19 protein-coding genes are annotated in these 23516 nt (G+C 36.8%); 6 read left to right on the top strand and 13 right to left on the bottom strand.

Annotation, left to right across the window (positions count from 1 at the left end):
* The 13 genes from QUE86_RS05660 to wecA (QUE86_RS05720) form a co-directional block, all read right to left on the bottom strand.
* Positions 1–843 carry a hypothetical protein gene (locus QUE86_RS05660; protein ID WP_286259773.1) on the bottom strand — a complete coding sequence of 281 codons (843 nt, stop codon included), beginning with the start codon at positions 841–843 and terminating at the stop codon, positions 1–3.
* Positions 827–2053 (bottom strand): MATE family efflux transporter, encoded by a 1227-nt coding sequence (locus tag QUE86_RS05665; RefSeq protein ID WP_286259774.1) that lies wholly within the window; start codon positions 2051–2053, stop codon positions 827–829. Before QUE86_RS05665 ends, QUE86_RS05660 begins: the two co-directional genes overlap by 17 nt.
* Positions 2054–2067: 14 nt before the next feature.
* Positions 2068–3120: a glycosyltransferase gene (locus QUE86_RS05670; protein WP_286259784.1), complete on the bottom strand. Its 1053-nt coding sequence runs from the start codon at positions 3118–3120 to the stop codon at positions 2068–2070.
* Position 3121: 1 nt separating this feature from the next.
* Complete coding sequence (wecB, locus tag QUE86_RS05675) at positions 3122–4246, bottom strand: non-hydrolyzing UDP-N-acetylglucosamine 2-epimerase (protein ID WP_286259785.1); 1125 nt, start codon at positions 4244–4246, stop codon at positions 3122–3124.
* 92 nt (positions 4247–4338) lie between these two features.
* Entirely contained in the window at positions 4339–6579 is a 2241-nt protein-coding gene (locus QUE86_RS05680) for a polysaccharide biosynthesis tyrosine autokinase (RefSeq protein ID WP_286259786.1), read from the bottom strand.
* Between the two features lie 14 nt (positions 6580–6593).
* Positions 6594–7028: a low molecular weight protein-tyrosine-phosphatase gene (locus QUE86_RS05685; RefSeq protein ID WP_286259789.1), complete on the bottom strand. Its 435-nt coding sequence runs from the start codon at positions 7026–7028 to the stop codon at positions 6594–6596.
* A gap of 8 nt (positions 7029–7036) precedes the next feature.
* Complete coding sequence (locus QUE86_RS05690; RefSeq protein WP_286259791.1) at positions 7037–8152, bottom strand: polysaccharide export protein; 1116 nt, start codon at positions 8150–8152, stop codon at positions 7037–7039.
* A gap of 1733 nt (positions 8153–9885) precedes the next feature.
* Positions 9886–11067 (bottom strand): glycosyltransferase, encoded by a 1182-nt coding sequence (locus QUE86_RS05695; protein ID WP_286259793.1) that lies wholly within the window; start codon positions 11065–11067, stop codon positions 9886–9888.
* A 131-nt stretch (positions 11068–11198) separates the two neighbouring features.
* The gene (locus QUE86_RS05700) at positions 11199–12437 is read right to left on the bottom strand and encodes an oligosaccharide flippase family protein (protein WP_286259795.1); all 1239 of its coding nucleotides are present in this window, start codon (positions 12435–12437) and stop codon (positions 11199–11201) included.
* Positions 12434–13531 carry a Rossmann-fold NAD(P)-binding domain-containing protein gene (locus tag QUE86_RS05705; protein WP_286259799.1) on the bottom strand — a complete coding sequence of 366 codons (1098 nt, stop codon included), beginning with the start codon at positions 13529–13531 and terminating at the stop codon, positions 12434–12436. Before QUE86_RS05705 ends, QUE86_RS05700 begins: the two co-directional genes overlap by 4 nt.
* Entirely contained in the window at positions 13531–14502 is a 972-nt protein-coding gene (locus QUE86_RS05710) for an ATP-grasp domain-containing protein (protein WP_286259803.1), read from the bottom strand. Before QUE86_RS05710 ends, QUE86_RS05705 begins: the two co-directional genes overlap by 1 nt.
* A 20-nt stretch (positions 14503–14522) precedes the next feature.
* Positions 14523–15584, bottom strand: a complete 1062-nt coding sequence (gene wecA, locus QUE86_RS05715) for a UDP-N-acetylglucosamine--undecaprenyl-phosphate N-acetylglucosaminephosphotransferase (protein ID WP_286259804.1) — start codon at positions 15582–15584, stop codon at positions 14523–14525.
* Positions 15585–15698: 114 nt separating this feature from the next.
* Positions 15699–16796, bottom strand: coding sequence for a UDP-N-acetylglucosamine--undecaprenyl-phosphate N-acetylglucosaminephosphotransferase (gene wecA / locus QUE86_RS05720; protein WP_286259805.1), 1098 nt, complete (start codon positions 16794–16796; stop codon positions 15699–15701).
* A gap of 354 nt (positions 16797–17150) precedes the next feature.
* Between wecA (QUE86_RS05720) and QUE86_RS05725 the strand changes: the two genes are divergently transcribed.
* The 6 genes from QUE86_RS05725 to QUE86_RS05750 all read left to right on the top strand — a co-directional run bounded on the left by QUE86_RS05725 (position 17151) and on the right by QUE86_RS05750 (position 23514).
* Entirely contained in the window at positions 17151–18056 is a 906-nt protein-coding gene (locus tag QUE86_RS05725) for a Wzz/FepE/Etk N-terminal domain-containing protein (RefSeq protein ID WP_286259806.1), read from the top strand.
* A gap of 67 nt (positions 18057–18123) precedes the next feature.
* Entirely contained in the window at positions 18124–18885 is a 762-nt protein-coding gene (locus tag QUE86_RS05730) for a glycosyltransferase (RefSeq protein ID WP_286259807.1), read from the top strand.
* Between the two features lie 6 nt (positions 18886–18891).
* On the top strand, positions 18892–19944 hold the full coding sequence (locus QUE86_RS05735) for a glycosyltransferase (protein WP_286259809.1): 1053 nt from the start codon (positions 18892–18894) through the stop codon (positions 19942–19944).
* Positions 19941–20666: a WecB/TagA/CpsF family glycosyltransferase gene (locus QUE86_RS05740; protein ID WP_286259812.1), complete on the top strand. Its 726-nt coding sequence runs from the start codon at positions 19941–19943 to the stop codon at positions 20664–20666. The genes QUE86_RS05735 and QUE86_RS05740 overlap by 4 nt, the downstream gene beginning before the upstream one ends.
* On the top strand, positions 20650–21963 hold the full coding sequence (locus tag QUE86_RS05745; protein ID WP_286259814.1) for an O-antigen ligase family protein: 1314 nt from the start codon (positions 20650–20652) through the stop codon (positions 21961–21963). The genes QUE86_RS05740 and QUE86_RS05745 overlap by 17 nt, the downstream gene beginning before the upstream one ends.
* Before the next feature lie 156 nt (positions 21964–22119).
* Positions 22120–23514, top strand: coding sequence for a BNR-4 repeat-containing protein (locus QUE86_RS05750; protein ID WP_286259816.1), 1395 nt, complete (start codon positions 22120–22122; stop codon positions 23512–23514).
* Positions 23515–23516 lie beyond the last annotated feature (2 nt).

Consider the following 23516-nt stretch of genomic DNA (forward strand, 5'->3'; position numbering starts at 1 on the left):
TTATTTTGTCATGCCTTTAAATAGCTCATCAACAGAGTTATATTCAATAAGATAATCCGAGTATTTTGTAGAGAAAAATTTGAAGCCTACATTTCCATTAGTAATAACTTTAAGGCCACTTTCCAAGCTCGGATAACACAAACCACTTTGAATTCCTTTGTAATAAGCATCATCATAATACCCCCAGATGACATCACATTCGGCGATATTGGAAGTAAAAGGCTTTACTGTCACACCATTGATGTCTAAATTGTCATCACTATAAATAACAATTTCTAGATTTTTTTTATCTGCAATTTTTTTAAGTAAAGCAAAGTTTTTACCGTCAACTGGTTTTCCTATAAATGCAACTTTCGAGATTTTCGATACCTCTTTTACCTTTGAAATATCGACATTTTTCCACATATCAATAGAGACAACTATATTATTTCTAAAAAAGTGATATGGCTCTTCTAGACTGATCGACTTAACACCAAAAAAGCCTAAAAGATTATATAAAAAATTGACGAAATTCCTTCTTTTCCTAGTAGTCAAATTGTACTTATGTACTACATAAAAAACTTTCTTGCCCATCATTCTAGAAAACAAAACGAGAGGTATATACTTATTAAGCATAACCAAAAAAGTCACCTCTTTTGCTACTAGTATCTTTAAAAAAAGCTTAAAACAATCTTCAACACCTTCGAATTCAAATACATTTCGCGAAGACCTAACCTCTTTGATATAATCACTTCCCTTACGCCCTACTATCAAATCAACATCAGTACTTTGATTAGAGATATACTCTATATTAAAATCCTTATGCACCCACCCCTTAGAAAACAAATCAATAACTAATTTCATTTTTTAACCTGTGAATAAAATAACTACCTAAAACAAAGTGTAAAAAATAGCATAGTGTTAATCCAAGCATTAAAAACTCTACACGCCCACCAATAATCATTATAAAGTATGATATCGATATATAGTTTACACACCAAACAAGGTTGTATTTAAACGTCAAGCCATATTTATTTAATGATGTCATGTACATACCTAGTGGCGAACTCAAAGCAGCCAATAAACCAGCTAAAGCCGTATAGATAAAAAAGTTACCTACTTCGTTTACATTAAAAGAATACGCTTGAGCAATTAAATCAGTAAAAAAGAATGTCAATAAGACAAAAGGAATACAAATAGCACCATTCAGATAAATACATCTAATCATGAGTGCTTGACGATCAACTATATTCTTCTCCCCTAGATAAGGTAAAAGAATTCGTTGAATTGCAGAAGGTATAAATAGAGATCCTCTAAAAATGTACATTCCAATTAAATAAATGGCGACAATCTCACCACCATAATAAATATACAACGTTGAACTAATTAGGAGTTGAGGCAAAGACCCTAACACTTGAGACGCTAGACTAAGACCCACCCTTTCCTTGAACAAAACACAAAAAAACTGATAATTAAGGAACAGTTCTAGCTTGATTTTTCTAAAAACTAAAGAAAGAGAGAATATAAAGTTTACTAAGATTGATAAAAACATCCCTATTAAGAACCCATTCTGTATGTTTAAATAGGACAAAATAAAACTTACAAACCAACCAAAAATTGATGATAATATTAGACATATACTTACAGGGGCTATTATTTTATTCCCGATTAAAAAGCTTCTATTTATATTATCTAAACAATAAAAAGAAACTATCAACAAGCCTAAATATAGACTTGTAGCACTTAAACCTACAAAAGATATATTTATGAATAGACATAATATAGTAAACACAACTAATAAGACCAAAAAAAAGACTACTAGAGCTGAGTTTATAGAATTGTATACATCATTTCTTGTGCTTTCTTTTATCGACTGAGATTGATTAACAACAGTTCCAACACCAAGACCAATTACTGACCCTATTAATATTGCATTTGAATAGACATATAAGTTTTCACCAAATGAATTAGATTCGACAAGATCACTCAAAAATTTCAGAAATATAATATTACTTAAACTAAGCCAAACATTAGATGCTAAAGTCCAGTAAGTGCTTTTTAGAATTCCAGACATATAAACTACTGCTTTTACTTAGCTTCAGATTTGTTATTTAGCCACTTTAAAAAGAGACTTTCTTGACTTATTACCTGATATTTAAGCTTGTCGTAGTTGAATTGATATTTTTTCCCAATGCCATCAAACATATCCTTTTCAAATTGCTCATAAGATTGTGAATCAACCCCAAACCCATTATTTTCATCTAACACTCTTTCATGTAAAAAAGTATCTGTAGAAACGATTAGCGGAACGCTATAAATTATTGATTCATACAATTTATTCGGCAATGCCAACTTAACATTATCTTGTTTAGAGTCATATACAGAGTATATAAAGTCTGTGTCGCTATATATTTTCGCTAACTCACTTGTCTCAAACTTACCAAAAAACTCTACATCACCTTTTGCGCCATATTTATCGTGGAGCGCTTTAAGTTTATTTACTGTTTCATCAGGACCACCATGAAACTTAACTTTAATATGGTCATGTAAACTGGCAAACTCTATTAACAGCTCCATTTGAGACAAGTAACGTATAACCCCTACAAAAGATATAGTTAACTTACGCTCTTTAGCTTTTTTTATTACAATAGGTGATGCTAAAGAACTCGGCGACGGTAAATTTTCACATTCAAAATAATCTAATGTACTCGGTAATTTACGCAAAAACGCTTTTGATGTAATAACAACTCTTTTAAAGAGTATTTTTACAATAATATAAAATAGAACTGAGTTAATACTATTTCTAAACTTAGAATGAGATCTCAGTGGTAAATCTGGAATTTCATAAACCAAATTAACTTTATAAATATACCTCAGTATCACAAACTGGATGAAGAAAGAAAGAACAATCTTAGCTCCACTTATATAAATCAAATCATATTGTTTGAGTTGACTTAACTTAGCTTGAGAAAGTGCCTGATAATCAACCTCTTCATTTTTTGCCTGAAAGTGTTCTCCTCTGGAAGGATCTACATAAACATCACACACTCCAAAAGCATTCTTGAGCCAAGACTTTCTCTTTCTCAGTCTTGGGTCTAAATGATGATCACAGATTAAAGCTGTTAAACTAGAACGTGTCATATTAACGATTACTTTCATCTAATAAATCACAAATGCGTTTACACGCTTTACCATCGCCATACGGGTTGTGTGCACGGCTCATTGCTTTATATGCAGTATCATCAGTTAGTAACTCATTAAGCGCAGATGTGATTTTGCTTACATCAGTACCAACTAACTTAACCGTGCCTGCTTCTACCGCCTCTGGGCGTTCTGTTGTATCACGCATTACTAATACAGGCTTACCTAAACTTGGTGCTTCTTCTTGAATACCACCTGAATCAGTTAAAATGATATGAGCTTGATTCATTAAATACACGAAAGGTAAATACTGCTGAGGCTCAATTAGGTGTACATTATCAACATTGCTTAAAATACGGTTAACTGGCTCTTGAACATTAGGGTTTAAATGTACTGGGTAAAGTATTTGGCAATCAGGATGTGCTTGAGCTGTTTGTGCCAGTGCTTCACAAATACGCTCAAAACCACCACCAAAACTTTCGCGGCGATGCCCTGTTACTAAAATAAGCCTTTTATTTGCATCAAGCATTGGGAATTGAGCTGAAAGCGTGTTGTTTAGGTCGCTATCGTTTTCAATTTGCTCTTTAACCATGAGCAACGCATCAATAACTGTATTGCCTGTTACGCTGATATTTTCTGCCGCGTAGTTTTCATTTAACAGGTTTTGCTTTGACGTATCAGTAGGTGCAAAGTGGTACTTAGTGAGTGCGCCAGTAAGCTTACGGTTCGCTTCTTCAGGCCATGGTGAATAAATATTACCCGTACGTAAACCAGCTTCAACATGACCTACTGCAATTTGCTCGTAATACGCAGCTAAACTTGCTGCAAATGTTGTTGCTGTATCACCATGTACTAGTACTACATCTGGCTTAAACTCTTTTAGTACAGGTGTTAGCTCTAATAAAATTCGGCTCGTTACCTCTGGTAAGGTTTGCCCGGCTTTCATTAAGTTTAAATCATACTCAGGGGTAATTTTAAATAGCTCTAAAACTTGATCTAGCATTTCGCGATGCTGTGCAGTTACGCATACTTTTGATTCAAATCGGCTATCGTTAGCTAGTGCATGAACAAGCGGAGCCATTTTGATAGCCTCAGGGCGAGTACCGAATACAGTTAATACTTTCACTTTAAATCCTTGGAGAATATTTAAATTTAGCTTGTAGCGTAAACAAGTAGGATTACGCTACTATGAACTAATCGTAATGAATACTGATAGGTTTAATTACTCGACTTATACTCGTAGTTATAATAACCATAATACCCATACGCATTGCTGGCTTTTTTAAGTACACCGTTAAATACCACGCCTTTTACATCAATGCCATTTTGCTCAAAGCGGTTACGTGTTAGTTCAAGCTCACGTACATGGTTTTGCCCAAAACGTGTTACTAGTAAAGTACTGCCTGCATGGGCACTGACAATTGCAGGGTCTGTTACCGCTAAAATAGGGGGAGTATCTATAATTATTATGTCGTAATGCTCTTTTATTGTTTCGATTAGCTTAGAAAAACGCTCGTGCATTAATAGCTCAGACGGGTTTGGTGGAATTTGCCCGCGAGTAATTAAGTGTAAGTTTGGTACCTTAGTTTGCTTTATTACATTTTTAAGCTCTAAACGGCCCGATAAAAAGTCGCTTAAGCCGTTTTCCCACTTATCGTTAAACGATTTTTGTAAGTAACCTTTTCGCATATCGGCATCAATAATAAGTACCTTTTTGTCACTTTGTGCCAGTACCGTTGCTAAGTTTACTGATACAAACGATTTACCTACACCCGGGCTTGGGCCAGATATTGCAATTACGTTGTTTTTGGCTTCCATCATCGCAAAGTGTAGGCTAGTACGTAAACTACGTAGTGCCTCTATTGATAGGTCAGCCGGGTTTTCTACCGCCAATATGGTATTAGCTTGAGTCGCTTTTCTGTTTTTCATTTTACCAAACGACACTAGCTTATCTTGGTGGTCAGAAAAAGGTACACTTGCATACACAGGTAGGCCAAGGCTTTCAATTTCGCTTGGGTCTTCAATACCTTTATGGATTGCTTTTTGAATTAACACAATAGCTACTGCTAACATGCCACCCAGCATAGTCGCCATTACCACAATCAGTGCTTTTTTAGGCTTAACAGGCTTAGATAGGTTTACCTCTGCGCGGTCAATAATACGTACGTTACCCACCGTACCAGCACGCACAATATCTAGCTCTTGTGTTTTACCTAATAGCATAGTGTAAATTTGGTTGCTTACTTCAACATCGCGTTTTAAGCGTAATAGCTCTTGCTGAGTCGATGGTAAATTAGTTACTTCGCCGGTTAGGTTTTTCTTTTGTTTTTCTACCGCTTCAATTTGCTCTAGCACCCCTTGGTACGTTGGGTGGCTTTCTTTAAATTTACGGCTTAGCTCTAGGCGTTTTAGTTCTAGCTCTTGTAGTTTAGTTTCTAGCTCTACAATTTGCTCAAGTACACCTTGAGTCTCTAAAGTAATATTTACTGACTTTTGCTTAATTTGGTAATCGTTAAAGCGCTTTTCAGCATACTCTAGCTGCTTTTTAACCTCTGGCAGTTGTACTTCTAAAAACTCGAGTGACTTTTGTGCCTCTGCACTGTTGCGGTCAATATTACGACGCACATAAATAGAGGCCACTTTATCTAACACTTTTTCAGCGTATTGAGCGCTCTCACTTTGTAGCGTAAGGGTAATAATACCCGAGTCTTTACCTTTTTCGCTGGCACCAATTGCCGCTTGCAAGTCTAAAATCGTATTTAAGCGGTCGCGTTTAGTAATTAAAAACTCAGTACCTGGGCGTGCATTAATACTACGAATAGTTAAATCGATAATACCGTTCGAAAGCTCTTGGCCAACATTGCCCGTTAAAATAGTGTCGCCATCTTCGTTTTGCAGCTCAACTTGGTTATTCTCAAGCGCAACTATTATAAAGGTTGTACCTACATTAAAACTTGGTACATCAAATCTAAATACGTCAATGCTTTCGCCGCCCCATGCATAAGAGCTTGCGCCCCAGCTAGGCTCGGCTACTTCACCTGGCGACTGCGGCTTAAAGCTTCTAAATGCGCGGTTACCAATCATCGGGAATAATTTTGGTTCTACAATTACATCTAAGTTTAGCGTATCTACCGCTTCACCAATTACAGAGCGTGATTTTAGTAGCTCTATTTCGGTTACAGCTGCTGATGTACTTTCGAACATACCGCTCATGTCATCAAAGCCAGGTACCGAGGCACTGCTGTCTTCAACTTGTATCATAGCGCTTGCTTGGTATACCGGCGCTGCATACAGTGCATAAATAACACCCACCAGCATAAATACAGCGGTAACTGCAGCGATAAAATATTTACGATCAAGTAATGCGCCAACTAGCGCCATTAAATCGATTTCTTGAGAGTTTTGTGTGTTTGCACTGCCCGATTTATTACCAGACAGACTAGAAGGCTGAGCATTCATTAATGCAAGTTTCCTTATAAATACTTTTGCCAAGCGCTGCAGGCGCTATCGATTAGGTCGTACACATGTTTAAATGCTTCTTCGCTTTGGCGGTAAGGATCGGGGATCTCTTTATCGCCAATCCACTTGCCTAGCAAAAAGGTTTTGCCACGCGCTTGTGGGTAACGTGCGCATAGGTCATCTAGGTGGCGTTTTTCCATCACCAAAATTACGCTGTTTTGCATAACTAACGACGAGCTGATTTGTCGGCCAGCATGGGCCGACATATCAATGCCTTGTTCTTGAGTCAGCTTTTGTGCCATTGCATCGGCAGGTTTACCTTCTAATGCGGTTAAACCAGCCGATGAAACTGCAATACTTTTACCTTGTAACTTACTTTTAAGTACATACTCGGCAGTTGGGCTACGGCAAATATTACCTGCACATACTACTAATACTGAGTCAAACATACTTAACCTTAGTTATTTGTTACGTCGTTGATCGAATCAACGGTCGAAACTGAAGGTAATAGTAGGCTAATTACACGGTTCCAACGCGCAAGCGGTGCAGATGTAACGTACACAATATCGCGTGGTTGCAATTCAAACTGCTCTGCAAGTACGAGTGCTGCTACATTTTTTGCATGAAGCTGATAAACATCAGCAATAATGCCATCTTTTTCTAGGTCGCGCTTGCGTAGTACAAAAATACCGTTTGCATCAGCTGTTGCTTCTCTAATACCACCTGTATCGCTAAGTGCTTGCGCTAGGTTTAAGCCGTAGCGGTCAACATTTACTGTGCCAGCCTTTTGTATATCGCCTAATACATAAACTTTTTGCTTATCGTCGCGGTTAACATGCACAATATCGCCATGCTTTAATAATCGGTTTTGTGAAATGTCACCGTGAGCATAAAAATCATCTAGTTTAATTTCTTCTGTTTTGTCACCACGCGTAAAGGTTACTGTGCGCCAGTCTGCACGGTCAGTTAAACCACCCGCTTGGTTTAGCGCATCAATTAATGTAAGTGGAATTTCGGTTACTGGGTAAACACCTGGGTTTTCTACTTCACCAGTTACGTAGGCTTTTTGGCTTCTGAAACCAACTACTTTTACATCAATTTGTGGATCTTCAATTACGCGGCTTAGTCGTTTTGCTAAGTCAGCGCGTACTTGAGCAACTGTGCGGCCAGCAGCTTTTATATTTGGCGCATAAGCAAATGTAATGGTGCCATCTGTTTGCACACGGAAGCCGTCGAACTCTGCTGTACGTTGCACTGCAGCAGGAATGGTTAATTCAGGGTGATCCCACACGCCAATCGTTAATACGTCGCCTACTCCTAACTTGTATTCATAGTCGCTTACGTTTACACCGGCTAAGCTGTTAGGCTGAGTAGTTTTTTTATTGTTTGCTTTTTGTTGATTTATTAATGAAGAGTCAATAACTTGGATATTAACTTTTTCGAGGTCTTTTTCTAAATTCTCGACTTGATCACCAGAGTCAATACCTTCGTAGTGACTACCCGGAATAATTGTACAACCACTCACTGTGATAATAGACAAAGATGCTAAAAGGAGTTTAAATTTGAACGCCATTCTTCTTCCCAAAAGATTGTTGTATTTTGATTAACGTTTGCTAGCTTAAGCTGGCTAATTAAAGCATGCGAGCTTGTTATACGCAAGTTAACAAACCAAACTGGCCGATATAATTTGCGCATAGATAATTCAACATTTAAACGATTCTACACGTGTTGAATCTAGCCGATTTTAAAATTAATTAGGTACTATAATTTTTTACTATTTTGCACTTTTAACTACCAAAGTATTGCAAAATTATGAAGACGTATTCATTGGAAGTGACTGTCTAATTTGTAGCTTTGATTAAAAGCTAACCTTCCTTTTAGTGATGTACATCCTTTAAAGCCGCTAAATTATATCTTCTATGGTCAGAATATCAATCTTATTTCCGATTCAGTTACAATTTTTAGGTGAGGAAGCTTAGATTAGATAGCTTTAAGTAATTACACAATAGAGAATAAGAGCCAAAAGCCTATATTCACAAAGAGATTATGAGACGCTGCGCTTTAGAGGTGTAGTTTATTTAAAGTGCGATTGAGTTTGAATTGCGTATTTGTTCTGTTGCTTCTGTACAATCAGTGCAAAAGGAATATTGAACCACAGAGGACATAGAGGCGCTTCGCGCTACACAGAGAATACCAAATGATCACAATGAAACTATGGGAGCGCTGCGCTTAGAGGTGGTAAAAAAGTATTTTGGGTTTCCTCTTTCTTTTCTCATTCACTTCTCATTGTGCAAATACTTGCGCGCGAAATAAATTTCACACCTACAAACACATTTAATCGCACAAAGAGGATAAGAGGTGCTGCGCTTAAGAGGCTGTAAATAGAGGTATTTTTGAGTTACCTCATTCTTTTCTCATTCACTTCTCTTTGTGCAAATATTTTCGGCACTGAAGTACCTCCTACGAGGCAGATCTTTGATAAAGATCTACAAACAACACCGTCCGGCTTCAATCTGACAGCTGAAAGCTGATGGCTAGTCTTTAAACATATTGAACCACAGAGGACATAGAGGCGCTTCGCGCTACACAGAGAAGACCTAATTATCACAAAGAGGCTAAGAGACGCTGCGCTTTAGAGGCTGTAAATAAAGGTGTTTTTGATTTACCTCACTCTCTTCTCGTTCACTTCTCTTTGTGCAAATATTTTCGGCACTGAAGTACCTCCTACGAGGCAGATCTTTGATAAAGATCTACAAACAACACCGTCCGGCTTCAATCTGACAGCTGAAAGCTGATGGCTAGTCTTTAAACATATTGAACCACAGAGGACATAGAGGCGCTTCGCGCTACACAGAGAATACCAAATGATCACAATGAAACTATGGGAGCGCTGCGCTTAGAGGAAAACAAAAAAGCATTATTTTTACTTCCTCATTCTCTTCTCATTGTGCGAAAAATTATTGAACCACAGAGGTCATAGAGGCGCTTCGCGCTTCACAGAGAAAGCCAAATGTTCACAAAGAGGATAAGAGACGCTGCGCTTTAGAGGTGGTAAAAAAAGATATTTTTGAGTTATCTCATTCTTTTCTCATTCACTTCTCTTTGTGCAAATATTTTCGGCACTGAAGTACCTCCTACGAGGCAGATCTTTGATAAAGATCTACAAACAACACCGTCCGGCTTCAATCTGACAGCTGAAAGCTGATGGCTAGTCTTTAAACATATTGAACCACAGAGATCACTGAGGCGCTGCGCGCTGCACAGAGAAGACCAAATGTTCACAATGAGCTTAAGAGACGCGGTGCTTTAGCCTAAAATATCGTACCAAGGGGTGATACCAAAATTATCGTTTAGCAAATCATTGTTATTAGGTTTTGCTTTGTGAGTGTTTATTCTTGCTAAGCTCATCGTTAGCGCTTCAACAAGGTTTTTATTAACAGCTGAGTCGTTTTGCTCAACTTTATAAAGCACACCAAAATCTGTTGGGTACACATCGTCTAGTGCAACGTTATAATCTGATATGGCGAAATTAGTCATGATCTCGCGTGGGCCAGACAAACAATCCGCTGTAATTGCGTATGTACCTAACACCACCGACTCGGCCAAAACATTCGGAAAGCCTTCAAAAAATGAATTCAAAATAAAGCAGTCTGCATTAAACAGCCATGCAGGGGCATTATTTTGATGACCAACCAATTCAGCGTTAATACTTAAGGTGTCGATCGTATTTTGCAGTGTGCTTTTTAAAGGGCCAGAACCAACAATGTAAAGCTTGTCGTTACGATTGTTCTGCGTGTTGTATTGGTGAAAAGATAACAGTAAAGAATTAAATTGTTTTTGATCAGCCAACCTGCCACAAGACACAAAAGTAAGTGCATTACTTTGTTTGTTGAATGGTGGCTCAACTGATTTTGCATTACGGGTTATTTTTTCAACGGCAACACTGTTGTAAATTACTTTTATTAAGCTGCTTTTTATCTTGAAATTAGTCTCGAGATCTTGCTTTATCGCATTTGAGTTGCATAAAACCCCCGAAGCTTGATTATAAAATCGAGGCAGTAAGGTCTTCGCCACAGCTTGCTTAAGTTTATTACTATATTGATTAGACAGGTAATTTCTAACATTCAAGTAAATTCGAGCAGTTGAATTAAGAGGACTATTCTTAAACGCCTTTATCGTCAGCACATTACTCCATTCTAAGAAAGAGAAAACAGCTTCATATTGATTCTTTTCAGCTAGTTGCTTTAAGCCTTGGTAGCTACGATAAAGTTGTTTTAATTTACCTAAAGTGCCTTTAGATGGAGTTGTTGCCAGAGGGGTGTAGGTCAGTTCACTTGCTTGCTCTAACATATTTTGTTCAGCAGGAAGAAGCGATGTTATTTCAACATCATACTTATGTGCGTATAGACTCGCTATTTTTACTAACTGCCTCTCGGCGCCTCCATTTTCCATCTTATCGACTAAAAATAAAAGTTTCGGCTTGTGCACTTATAAACTACCTACTGAGTATCATTAAAAAGTAATAAGAGTGCTACGATTACACTCTCAATTTTTGCGATAGTAGGGCTCTAATGTTTGATACATTAAACACCCTAACTCGTCATGTTCCATAAAGCCATTTACAGTTTAACGACACTATGTTTATGCTTTTGGTACGAGGAAAATAACCCTATAGCTAAAATTAATCTTGCGATAAGCATAGCTATTACAAAACCAAACAAATCCATTAAATACACAGACATGCACATGATTATACATGAAATAATAGAGCTATATACGGTAATTTTACGATAATCCTTATCGAATCCATTAGCTAAAAGAAACCCCTGACCAAAGGTATTAGCCACACCAACAAAAATACTACTTAAAGCTAAAACAATTAAATATTGATAAGAGCCAGCGTATTGATTACCTAAAAAAGTAGTAACTAGCCACTCACCATAGAAAAACAATATAGCTGTCATTGCCGTTGTTACTAATAAATTAGCCTGCAATACTTTTGTTAATTTACCGTCACCGGTTCCGGCTTTGCTCAAAATTGGAAAAACAGCTTTAGCAAAAACGTTTTGAACAATAAAGATCACACCTACAACTTTAATCGCTGAAGCTAGAAGAGCATAGTCTAATTTACTGTAAAATGCAGCCAAAACAATGATAGGCAAAGCATTGTATAAATTAGGTGCTAACAAGCCTGTAAACACATTTGCGCCCGCTTTAATCTCATTAATGCATCCTTGCTTTATTTGTTGCCAATTAATTGGCAAGCTAATGTATTGACGAAAAATTAACGTCGAAAGCACCAACCCTGCAAGTAAAGTAGGTAAACTCATAGAGTGTAATGCTGTTGCAAGATCATTAGGCCCTTTTACTAATAATAAAATAACCAATAGATGCACCACTTTCGATGCTGCAGATAATATAGCCAACCAGAGTGTGTTAGATGTACCTATATAAAACCATGTATTTGTGAGCATATAACCCAATAAATACGGAAGACCAATTGTCAAAACAAGTATCGACGTTTCTGGCGGGTACATAACTAGCGCTGATAAATATGCACATAGAATATAAAGCAGTAAGAATATTAGCCTATAAGCAAAATGGTTAACAAAGATTCCACCCTTTTCAGCTATAGAGTCTGCTTGTGAGAGCTGACGTACTCCCACATAATTACTGCTGTAATCTACGAAGGTGTAACCGAACATCACGATTGTCATGATAAGAAGGTATACACCATACTGTTCAGGACCGAGCACGCGAGAAAGTATCGGAATGCTTAATAGTGGAATTAATAAATTAAGTCCATCTATTAAGCCTATTCCAAACAGGTTAGATAATAATTGTTTTTTTACGCTCATTTAATGGTGTGAGGATAGCTAGCGTTTCGGTTTTGATACTCTAAAATTGCTTTATTAACAATTTCACCATTTTCGATTTCTACAGCTTGAGCAAGAATTTCATTATTACTATAAGATGTTTTACTACCGCAAATATCATCTAAGAATGGTAATAATGCTTTACTGAGTTCGTATGATGAGCTATTCCAAAACAAGGTTGGAGTATGATCTACTGCATAGTAATAAATATGATCTTTAACTTTAAAACCTGGCTCGTCAAAAGATGTTGGTTTGGCAAAATCAAAGCCCATCGCTAAGTCACATGATACATCAATAATCATGGCATTTTTTTTCAGCTCGAGTACTTCTTCATCTCTTACGAAATCTACAGGGTTATTCGGGTTTTGTAGTATGCAGTTAACAATAATGTCTGCTGTTTTTAGCTTTTCAATTATGCGTTCTTTACTATTATGGAAAGCACGGTTTTGCTTTACTCGGTATTGAGAGTAAATCACACCTGGAATTTGGTTTTGAATTAAGTGTGCTGGTCTTTGAGTGAATACTTCAATTGTATTAATACCCTGAGACTGAAGAGCTGTTACGGCGCCACGACCTGTCGACCCAAAACCAATTACAATTGCTTTCATCGGTTTAGAATAAAGGCCTGTAACACCATTAAGCTGTAAGCAATGATTCAACGAAGCAAAGCCTGCAATTTCATTATTTTTATGGAATATATGGTGTTTACCGCTGAACATTGCTTCAAAAGCGACAAGAGTCAGTTTTTTATCAATGGCTGTTTGAGTGATTTCAGGGCCTTGAACACAATGAGGCCAGCCATACACTGTTTGGCCCTCTTTAAAGTTCGCGTTATCTTTTTCCGAAAATTTTGGCAAAATTAATATATCGCACTTTGAGAATAACTCTTGTCTTGGCAGTATTGCTGCTACCTTATCTTTATACTGGTTAATATCGAAGCCAAAATCCTGAGCATAGCCTTCTTCAAAAACCATTTTGCTTAACAGGTTATCTTCTACTGCGTCAAAGTGTTCTGGATGAATTGGAATTCGCTTTTCATTTTTTTTTAAAGAACTACCAAATACACCTATTAACATTATGCTTCCTTTTCTTTTAACTGACTTAAAAATGCTTCAATTCTTAGATCCCAACACTGATTCTTACAATATTCACCTTGTTCAAATACAAATTCATTATTGATGTAGCGGTATCGCCCTGGCACATCATTAATATACATTTGAGAAGGTGCAATTGCGCCAATTATTGGTTGAATTTCATTGACATAGAACTGACCTGATTGATCTTCAAAGATATCTAATGCAACTGTACTAAACTCAGCTGCTGTTGCAAATTTTCTTGTCAGTTCAAGCAATTGCTTTGGAGGATCTTCCCAACCAACAAGCATTGAACCACTAGCCATGTTATTGTCGCCAATTAACTTTTTATGGCCAAAGTAGCTATCATGTAATTTTACTATGCGCCATTCCCACTTAATATCAAGATACTGTTGGCAAATCATATAATGAGATTGCCTACGACCAAGTCGAGGGTATGGAATGCCACGCTTCTTGCCTATTGGGCAATAGCCTAATGCTAGTTCAGGATCAAATCTGCCAAAAATTTTTCTAGCTAGCTTTTTAGCTTGAGCCGGTGTTTTTAGTATTTTTACAGAAATACCACTTGCACCTACATTACTTTTACTTACTAACGGAAAATCACATTTATCAAAAAACTGATAAGCGTCTTGTTTAGTCGCAAAAACATGCGTAGAGGGATGCGGCAAATCATATAATTTTGCCCAAGTATGCATATTGCGCTTACTTTCATATACAGTGAGTTCTTCAAAGCTTGGATAAATAGGAATACCAAGCTTTTTGTTTAACACATATGCTCGCTCATCGTACATCTGCTTGTGGGCTTCTAAAGTACAAGGTGGGCGAATAACAACTCCGTCAAATTCCCCATGACTTAGTTGCTCAAACCAGTCTTCAGCCAATAAATCAATATGTTGGTATTCTATACCCTGCAATTCACACGCTTTTGCTATCGATTGCTTACCATCAGGCAAATATGAACATACTGCAAACCTCATTCACTTGCCCCTTTTCTAAACTTTCTCATAAAGGTTAGTACTTTCCATATGTGGTTTATTAAATAGCTATAAACAAAAAACACCACTAAAAATACAAGTAAGCTAACTGTTTCGCTTACCTGCTCTAAATAAATACCCAAACATGTCATTACAAGGGAAAGCCCAGAAATAAGCAGTAAGGTTTGTCTAGGAGTTGCGCCTGCACGCATGAATATATGGTGTAAGTGTTCGCGATCAGGCTTAAAAGGAGAGTCACCTTTTCTGATTCTTCTGATCATGATTGCAGCCATATCAATTAATGGAACCGCTATTATCCATAATGCAGTTACTGGTGCGAATGCGGGGTCTTTTGACTGAGTACCAATACAAAGTAGCCATATAATAGTGAAGCCGATCAACATACTCCCTGCATCACCCATAAATATTTTTTTATACTTTTTTATAGGCCAGTTTAAGTTAAACATTAAATATGCAGTGATAGCTCCAACAAAGAACACACATAAAACATACCAATCAATATTTGCGGTGAATAGCAAGAAAGCTAATGCTGTAAAAGCGATTAGCGATAAAAGGCCAACCAAACCATCAATCCCATCAACCATGTTAAAAGCATTAATACATCCAACGACCGCCAGTACAGTGAATAAAATAGAAAAATGACCTAGCTCTATGTTTTGGAATGAAAATAAGTTACCCAGCGATAGTAATTTATAGTCCAAGAAAAACACCATAGCCAATGCGATAGAAACTTGAACAAACAACCTTGGCTTAACTGATATATCTTTGTAGTCATCAATAACGCCAATAGTCACCATCAATCCAGATAGCAATATATATGAGATAACTTCGATGGTCATTGGAAAGAAAATTAAAACACTGAGGCTTATACCAATAAAGACACAAATTCCTCCAACTAGGGGGATTGAGCCTTCATGGAGCTTTCTGTGATTTGGGCGATCAACGAGTCCAAATTTAAAGGCAATTGGTTTTGCTAACCACACTTGCAAGTAAGTGATAAAAAAAGCACTTAAAATAAAAGAAAAAATTTCAATTGGCATTCGTTTAGTTAATCCGAGTGTGACATATACAGAGCTGAAAAATCAGAGCATTGTAATACAAGAACGATACCCCGAGCAACTGAACCACCTAGAAACACGACTCGAGAAGAAAAATTAGCTATTTCTTTTCTTTATTAATTTAGTTTGTCTATTAAATCGATAAATTTTAAGCGAGAACTTTCTTATATTTTTTATTATGTTCCAAAAATTACTTATAGCAGCATAATAAATAGCAAACATAAGTAAAAATCCAAAAAACATAACTGGTTCACTTAAAGCTTCCTTCTCGCCATAAATCCCAAATGAAGAAAACATTAGACTTATTAGAAATATTAATAGCAATGTACTTCTAGGAGAAAGCCCTGCTCGAAGAAGGATATGGTGCAGGTGCTGGCGGTCAGCTTGAAAAGGAGAGCGGCCGTTACGGATTCGAGATAAAATCACCGCTGTCATATCGAGCAAAGGAACGGCAACTATCCACAAAGCAGTCACAGGTCTAAAACCACTGTGCTCACCTTGAGTGTTAATAACGAGCAACCAAACTACTGTAAACCCTATAAACATGCTACCGGCATCACCCATAAAGATTTTTCTATAGCGTGTACCAAACACTCCTAAATTAAATATCAGGTAAGGTATTAATGAAAAGATTATCAAAATAGTAAATAGGTTTTCTTGATTTTTTATTGTAAGTAACAACGCAATGGAAGACATTGTATTTATTGCCATTGCCCCAAGTAAACCATCTATACCATCAACCATATTGAATGCATTAATCATTGCAACAACGGCTAGATAGGTGACCACGATGCCGAAAAAGCCTAAGTTCACATCACCGAATGAGAATAAATCGCCTAAATTCATCAAATAGCTATCTATGGCGAAAATCATGAACGTGGCGATCAATAGTTGAAAGGCTATACGAAATCTTACACTCAGGTTATGCTTGTCATCAGCGACTCCTAAAATAACCATTAAGCCGGCTGCACATAAATAACTAAGTAACTCAGAGTTAATTGGTAGCCAAATACTGCTCGATAGAACAACACTGCAAAAAACAGCAATGCCGCCAATCAATGGAACATGGCCGTTATGCTGCTTACGAGTACATGGTTTATCAACTAACTCAAAACGAATTGCGAACGGTCTTAATACTTTTATGGCGGCTAGCGAAAAAGCAAAAGAAGTCAAAACAGCTAAGAAAAAGTCCATATTTCCCCCGCACCAAACACTCCTTGGCACATTAAAAAGGTTAAACACAATACAAAATCTAATTACATAAGGTATGTGAACATAAAAAGTGTAAACATTTTGTAGTTATTAACAGTGAATTTGTAAACGTGTAACACTTTTGCACTTCATTTTAGCAGATGCTTTTTGTTTATCCACTTGCTCTGAAAGATAGGTAAATATTAATTTTAGAGGCATTAGACTACTTTAGATATTTAAGCTTTCGATTATACATAATTCAATTAGAGTCTGAGTTGCTACTAGTAACCGCTAGAAAGTTAGGTATAATTCGCAGGCTAAAATATCTATTATTTTTTCCATAAGGTTTTGAAAAAAATGCTCAATAATGAAGCTGCTCACAATACAGTCTCTCCTCCAGAATTAGGTGAGATTCTCGCCTCTCTATGGTCTTTCAAAATCTACATAATTATTATTTGTTTCGTTGCTGGCTTGGCTTCGATTTATGTTGCGATTAATACCCCCAATGTTTATCGCTCTGAAGCATTACTAGCCCCTACAGAAGACCTTCAAGGTAAAAGTAATGAAATGAGTAGTCAGTTGGATGGCTTAGCTACTTTAGCTGGTTTAGGTAGTTTAGATAGCAAAGGTTTTAAAACGGAAGTTGCACAAGCAAAAATCCTAACAAAAGAGTTTTTATATGGGTTTATCACTGAGCATGACCTTATCTTAGATATTTTAGCTGTTAAAAGCTGGAATCGAGATAGCAAGGAAGTAACCTATGATGATGAGGTATATGATGCTGAAACCAAGAAGTTTATTTTACCTGATGACTTAAGTTTGGAATGGTTAACGTATAAAGTTATGAGTGAGAACCTAATCATAGATAAGGTTCGTGGTGGATTTATCAGTATTTCTTATGAACACCCTTCCCCTATAGTTGCTCAGTATGTTGTTGAAAATATTGTTAAGGACATCAACAATCAGATGCAAAATTTTGATATTGAACAATCTAATAAAAGCATTAAGTACTTAGAAGAAAAATTACAACAAACCAACATCGCCGATATGCAGTCTATGTTCTACCGTTTAATTGAAGAACAAATTAAGAATAAAATGCTTACTGAAATTAAAAGCGAGTACATTTTTACAACGTTAGATCCTGCGATTGTTGCAGAAGAAAAATCTGGCCCTCGCCGCGTTTTAATCATTATTGTTAGTGTTTTATTAGCTGGCATTTTTGGCTGTTTTATTGGCTTAATTCGCTTTTACAGAGGCCGTTAAGTTGTTACCACTCATCACTATTTATATGCCAACACAAAATCGGGTTGAGTCTCTAAAAAGAGCTGTGATGAGTGTCTTGAACCAAGACTACGCGAATTGGCAATTAATCATTGTTAATGATGGTTCATCTGATGATACCAAAGCATACTTAGATGATTTAGTACAAACTGACTCACGCATTGTTGTTTTTCATAATGACACTCCTTTAGGTGCCTGTGCCGCACGTAATCTTGCTATCGAAGCTGCTAAAGGAGAGTTTATTACAGGTTTAGACGATGATGATGAGTTTACGACTGAACGCTTATCCTATTTCATTGCTAATTGGAGCGATGATTACAGTTCTCTTTGTACACCAGTTACTGTGTGTAAGAATGAAAAACATACAGCACACAACTATTTTATTGGTGAACTCACTTTTGAAGACTTGTTAGTAGTTAATAAAGTTGGCAATCAATTGTTCTGTAAGACTTCGGACTTAAGAGCTATAAATGGTTTTGACGTTTCTTTTAAAGCGTGGCAGGATTATGACACTTGGCTACGGTTTTTTCATAACTTCGGAACAGGCTTAAAGCTAGAAAGATCAACATATTTACAGTTCGAAGAACAAAGTAGCGTTAGTATTACTCGTTCACCCAATCGCTTAATCGGCTTCCAACAGTTTTTTGCTAAGCATTCGCATGTAATGTCAAAAAAACAAAAAAACGCGATGCTCTGCTGGAAGGCTATTATTTTAGGTAAATGGGTCCCATTAAGATTATTAATAAAGTCGCATTGTGATATTTACAAATACTCTATCTTACACAACATTAAAGTTCTTTTAGGGAAATAGCGGCTGATGCATATCGCTTTTGTTTTAGAAGACTTTACTCTTGGCGGCGTCGAACGCGTCTCCGAAAAGCTGATCTCAGCTTTAAGGACTCACTACGGATATACGATCACTATTATTTGTGAACACGACCGTGGTGATCTCAAAAATACTTTTCACCAACTTGGGCCTGTTTTTAACTTGGGGGGGCGCAGCCATTTCCTCCGATTTAAAAATATTTGTGCTCAATTACAGCCTGATCTTGTTGTTTTTACCAAAGGTGGACTTTCTCGTTACGGTTTAGTGCTTTCTTCTTCTATACCCAAAGTTGCTGTACAACATGTTCCAATAAACTTACCTGATCAAAATACATTCAAGAATCTATTCCGCCGTATTGGGGCATCAATTCTGTTCAGAACTTTAGATAAAGTTATCTGTGTTTCTGAGGGAATTTTAAACAACCTGCAACAACTTAAAGTTATTGGGGCAGATAAAAGTTTATGTATCTATAACCCAGTTCTCGATCAAAATATCAAAAAACTAGCAACTGAATATGTGGAATATGAAGATTACTTTGTGTGTGTGGGCCGATTGCATTTCCAAAAAGGTTACGATCTTTTAATTAAAGCAGTAACACAAGCAAAGCAGTCTGCGCCTTCTCTTAAAGTCATCATTATTGGCAATGGCCCTGATGAAAAAAAGTTAAGGCATCAAATAGCTCAATCTGATTTAGTTGATACCATTTTACTTCATGGAACGACCGAGAACCCTTATAAATATATCGCACATGCTAAAGGCATACTTTTACCGTCACGTTGGGAAGGCATGCCAACAGTTTTAGTTGAAGCAGCTTATTTAGATACGCCTATTGTTGCTTTTGATTGTCGTTATGGCCCCAAAGAGCTAACTGGACATGGTCAGCTTGGCTATTTAGTTGACTTCTTAGATGTTGACACATTCGCTGAAAAAATAATTGCTCTCGAGACGAAGCAAGCCCCTGAATTACCCTCACCAAATGTGGATTGTTTTTCATTAGAAGCCGCCGCTTCCCATTACCATAATCTATTTAAATCATTACTATGAATAACAAATTGAATAAAAAGCTAAACTCAGGTGAGATTTTTGATCAAACGAGTGCAGAAGCTTTTGCTGCTGAAAATAAAACGGTTATTTCTTTTCTAAACCCATTTTCATATTATGAAGTGGCACAAGATGACGAACTAATAAGTGGAGTCGATTACTTCTTCTCTGATGGCTCATTGTTATGCCATTTACATAATTTATTTCTTCCAAAAATTACCCGTGCGAGTTTCGACTATAGCTCAATAGCAGGTACTTTTTTAGAGTCTGTGGCTGCTAGAGGTAAGCGTATTGCTATTATAGGCGCTACTGAAGAAGAAAATACGTTAGCTGTTAAAGTACTAAAAAATCAATATCCAGGATTAAACGTTGTATTTCATCGTAACGGGTATATTGATGATAACCAGCAGGTTGCTGAAGAGTTAAATGAGCTCCAAGTTGAAGTTGTATTAGTTGGTATGGGCACACCTTATCAAGAGCGTTTCTCTATTTTTTTAAAAGAACACTTAATATCTCCTGCTGTTATAATCACTTGTGGCGGTTTTTTAACTCAAACATCAATCAAGCCTGATTACTACCATCCCTTGGTAAAGAAGTTCGGCTTAAGGTGGCTTCAGCGTATCGTTATGCACAAGCATGTTCGCGACAGAGTTCTTAAGGTGTATCCTAAATTTATTTTTTCTTATCTCAAAACGATGATCAGGCAACATGCAACAAAAAAGTAAAACGTTGATCAACTCAGCGCAGTGGCTAACTCTATCCACTGTTTTCATGCTTTGTTATTGGCCTACCTACATTATTCCAGCTTTAGACGATCACACCGTCCAAAAAGTATACTTTTTTATCATGCTGGGCTATTTCTTGATCGTCACACTTGCTACAAGAACAACGATCAAAGTACCTAGCACGGCTTATGTTTATTTGTTTCCTATAGTTGCCATGCTAATAACCTTTTGTTTTAGTGTGCCTAACTTTTCATTTTTCCATATATCAGTATTAGTAAAACCCTTTTTACTCTTTTTGTTTGTGGTCTTTTTCTACTCACTATTTACCACTCATTTTGATGCTGTAAATAGCGATAAAATAAAAAAAGCACTGACCATCATCTTTGTAATGCAGCTTGTTTTTATTCTGTTACAGATTGTGCTGGGCGACATTGACGTATTAATGCTCTTTAACTCAAAGAAAGTTTACGAAGGTTTTGGTTTTCGTGCTCCGGGTACGTTTGATTGGGTTTATATAACCTGTTACTTCTTGACCTTTTTCTTGTCGGTTTACATCATTGAAGCATTCTTTGGTAAAAATAAACTAATTGCTCTTATCTTCATTGCTTGTGCTTTTTTGGCAATATTTTTATCGCAATCAAAAACTGGCTACTTAGCGACAATTATCATCGCTTTTTACTTCACTTTTTTATCTGTCATTTTACGCTTAGGGATAGCAACTAAAATTTTAATTAGTATGTTTACCTTGCTGGTACTTTTTATCGTCTTTGTGATTTATTTTGAAATCAACCTAGACTATGTGACACGCTTTCTGAGCTATTTGCTTCAAGGTAAAATGGATGGTTCAACTTCAACACGTACTAAGCAAACAATCATAGCTCTAAATGAAGGCTTTACCTATTGGTATAAAGGCTCTCCTTTAGCATTAGAGGGACTAATTATTGAAAATACCTATTTAGATTACTTATTTAGATACGGTTTATTTGGGCTGATAGCTTTTATCTCTATTATTGTTATTTTCTATAGTTACTCTCTTTCTGTTTGTATTAATGCAAACAAGTTGTACCGTAAAGGTTTATTGAACTTTCAAATGTTCCAGCTTAGTGTTGGTTGCCATATGACCTTCTTTGCAGCATCATTATATTCTTTCACTGGCACACCTATCGATGCTTACCGATCTGCTTTATGGTCTTGCTTCGTTATTTCTTTATCTTCCTATATTAATACGTTAATTAAGAGACAATCTAAGCTTTTAAGTACTCCTACAACGCCTGAAATCGCGGCGCTAGAAAAATAAATAAATTTTCATCACGTTGGCAAGCTACTCTTTACTAGCTTGCCAACACATACCACTCGTCCCCATTTTAATAACACTATAAGCTTAATGCTGAGTCTGTTAGATTAGATACCTAGTTAGGTTACCCATTAAATTATTTATTCGAAGGATATCGTAATGCTTAATTTAAAAAGCGCCTTTTGCCTTATGACACTCTTTTTGTCTTTGCTCGGATGTAACAGTAAAACTCAAGTTAAAGATACACAAGAAATTGAAAAACATGATGTTAGAACTCCCTCTTCAGCTTTACCCCTTATTCCTGAAACCAGAATAATTGATAATGAAACAATCTTTACAATAGACGAATCGAACAGAGCTGGATGGTGGAAACCTATTACAAGTAATGATGATACGCTTTTCGTAGCATTCAATAGTTTAGGGGCTGAGAGCTCTCGCTGTGAAGATAATAGTACCCACCATATTACTGTGGCATATAAAAGCGAACAGCAAAGCTGGCAATATTTAAACGCTCAAACAAGCAAGTATCTATGGAACAAATGCGATAACAATGGACACAAACAACCTAGCATTGCAGTGGATGGCAATAATGTCATTCACCTTTGGGCTGATATGCACAATAACAAAGATGGTTGCTGCTATTTTAATAATTTAGATTCGAACGATAAACTCGCGCTGAAGAACGATTTTGAAGGCAAAGGTAAATTTACTTATCCAATAGCTGACACTTCACCTAGCGGTGATATTTACCTAGTTTTAAGAAACCTACCCAATATAAATCCAGGTGATGAGTCAGTGAACTATGAGGGTGCAGGAGAGCTATATTTATGGAAGCATAAGCTAAAAAAATGGCGTAAGGTGAGCACTTTTGCTGAAAACACTCAACGCTTACAAGGCTTTAATGCTCCAGTCTACCCTGATGATGTTTATGTAGACTCACAAGGCATTGTGCATATTTTATGGCAATGGTCTTTAAAAACAACCGGTGCTAAAAGGTACTACGGCAGCTATATAACATATCATGAAAGTGATCGCTCTTTCTATGCAGCAGACGGAACACTACTTTCAACACCAATATCTTTGGCGTCTCGACATACTATCCCAAGTTTAGTTTATGAAGACTCTATACCTTACAGTGGTACATTTATTCAAACAGCTAAATTAATTGTTGATGACAAATATTGTTCGCCATGCATAGCATACAGAACAATTACTGAATCTCAGCATCAAGTCCGCTTTACCCGCTGGGTCGATGGTCACTGGAGTGAACCTGAAATTGCTTTCTCAACAAGCAGTAGCCTCACTTCTGCTACATTAGATATTTCCGTTGATCAAACAGCCGTAGCAATATTTTACGCAGTAAAGGATGAGGGGGCTTTTGTAGCGAGGCGAGAACTTAACGGCCTTAATTGGACTAGTCAGCTTGTGCAGCCTAGTTCAGCACAAGATATTCGTCTGTCAGTCACAAATTATGCAGATAAAATAATTTTATATCTAAGTAACTTAGTTAATGAAGACCAACGTTCTGAGTTATCGATAAAACCCATTAAATGAAT

The sequence above is a fragment of the Pseudoalteromonas apostichopi genome (assembly GCF_030297135.1).
Classification (GTDB): Bacteria; Pseudomonadota; Gammaproteobacteria; order Enterobacterales; family Alteromonadaceae; genus Pseudoalteromonas; species Pseudoalteromonas apostichopi.

Bases quoted from the DNA above. Each gene is read 5' to 3' on its own strand.
- QUE86_RS05660 (WP_286259773.1), bottom strand. From the start codon at position 843: ATGAAATTAGTTATTGATTTGTTTTCTAAGGGGTGGGTGCATAAGGAT.
- QUE86_RS05665 (WP_286259774.1), bottom strand. From the start codon at position 2,053: ATGTCTGGAATTCTAAAAAGCACTTACTGGACTTTAGCATCTAATGTT.
- QUE86_RS05670 (WP_286259784.1), bottom strand. From the start codon at position 3,120: ATGACACGTTCTAGTTTAACAGCTTTAATCTGTGATCATCATTTAGAC.
- QUE86_RS05680 (WP_286259786.1), bottom strand. From the start codon at position 6,579: ATGAATGCTCAGCCTTCTAGTCTGTCTGGTAATAAATCGGGCAGTGCA.
- QUE86_RS05685 (WP_286259789.1), bottom strand. From the start codon at position 7,028: ATGTTTGACTCAGTATTAGTAGTATGTGCAGGTAATATTTGCCGTAGC.
- QUE86_RS05690 (WP_286259791.1), bottom strand. From the start codon at position 8,152: ATGGCGTTCAAATTTAAACTCCTTTTAGCATCTTTGTCTATTATCACA.
- QUE86_RS05700 (WP_286259795.1), bottom strand. From the start codon at position 12,437: ATGAGCGTAAAAAAACAATTATTATCTAACCTGTTTGGAATAGGCTTA.
- QUE86_RS05705 (WP_286259799.1), bottom strand. From the start codon at position 13,531: ATGTTAATAGGTGTATTTGGTAGTTCTTTAAAAAAAAATGAAAAGCGA.
- wecA (WP_286259804.1), bottom strand. From the start codon at position 15,584: ATGCCAATTGAAATTTTTTCTTTTATTTTAAGTGCTTTTTTTATCACT.
- wecA (WP_286259805.1), bottom strand. From the start codon at position 16,796: ATGGACTTTTTCTTAGCTGTTTTGACTTCTTTTGCTTTTTCGCTAGCC.
- QUE86_RS05725 (WP_286259806.1), top strand. From the start codon at position 17,151: ATGCTCAATAATGAAGCTGCTCACAATACAGTCTCTCCTCCAGAATTA.
- QUE86_RS05730 (WP_286259807.1), top strand. From the start codon at position 18,124: ATGAGTGTCTTGAACCAAGACTACGCGAATTGGCAATTAATCATTGTT.
- QUE86_RS05735 (WP_286259809.1), top strand. From the start codon at position 18,892: ATGCATATCGCTTTTGTTTTAGAAGACTTTACTCTTGGCGGCGTCGAA.
- QUE86_RS05740 (WP_286259812.1), top strand. From the start codon at position 19,941: ATGAATAACAAATTGAATAAAAAGCTAAACTCAGGTGAGATTTTTGAT.
- QUE86_RS05745 (WP_286259814.1), top strand. From the start codon at position 20,650: ATGCAACAAAAAAGTAAAACGTTGATCAACTCAGCGCAGTGGCTAACT.
- QUE86_RS05750 (WP_286259816.1), top strand. From the start codon at position 22,120: ATGCTTAATTTAAAAAGCGCCTTTTGCCTTATGACACTCTTTTTGTCT.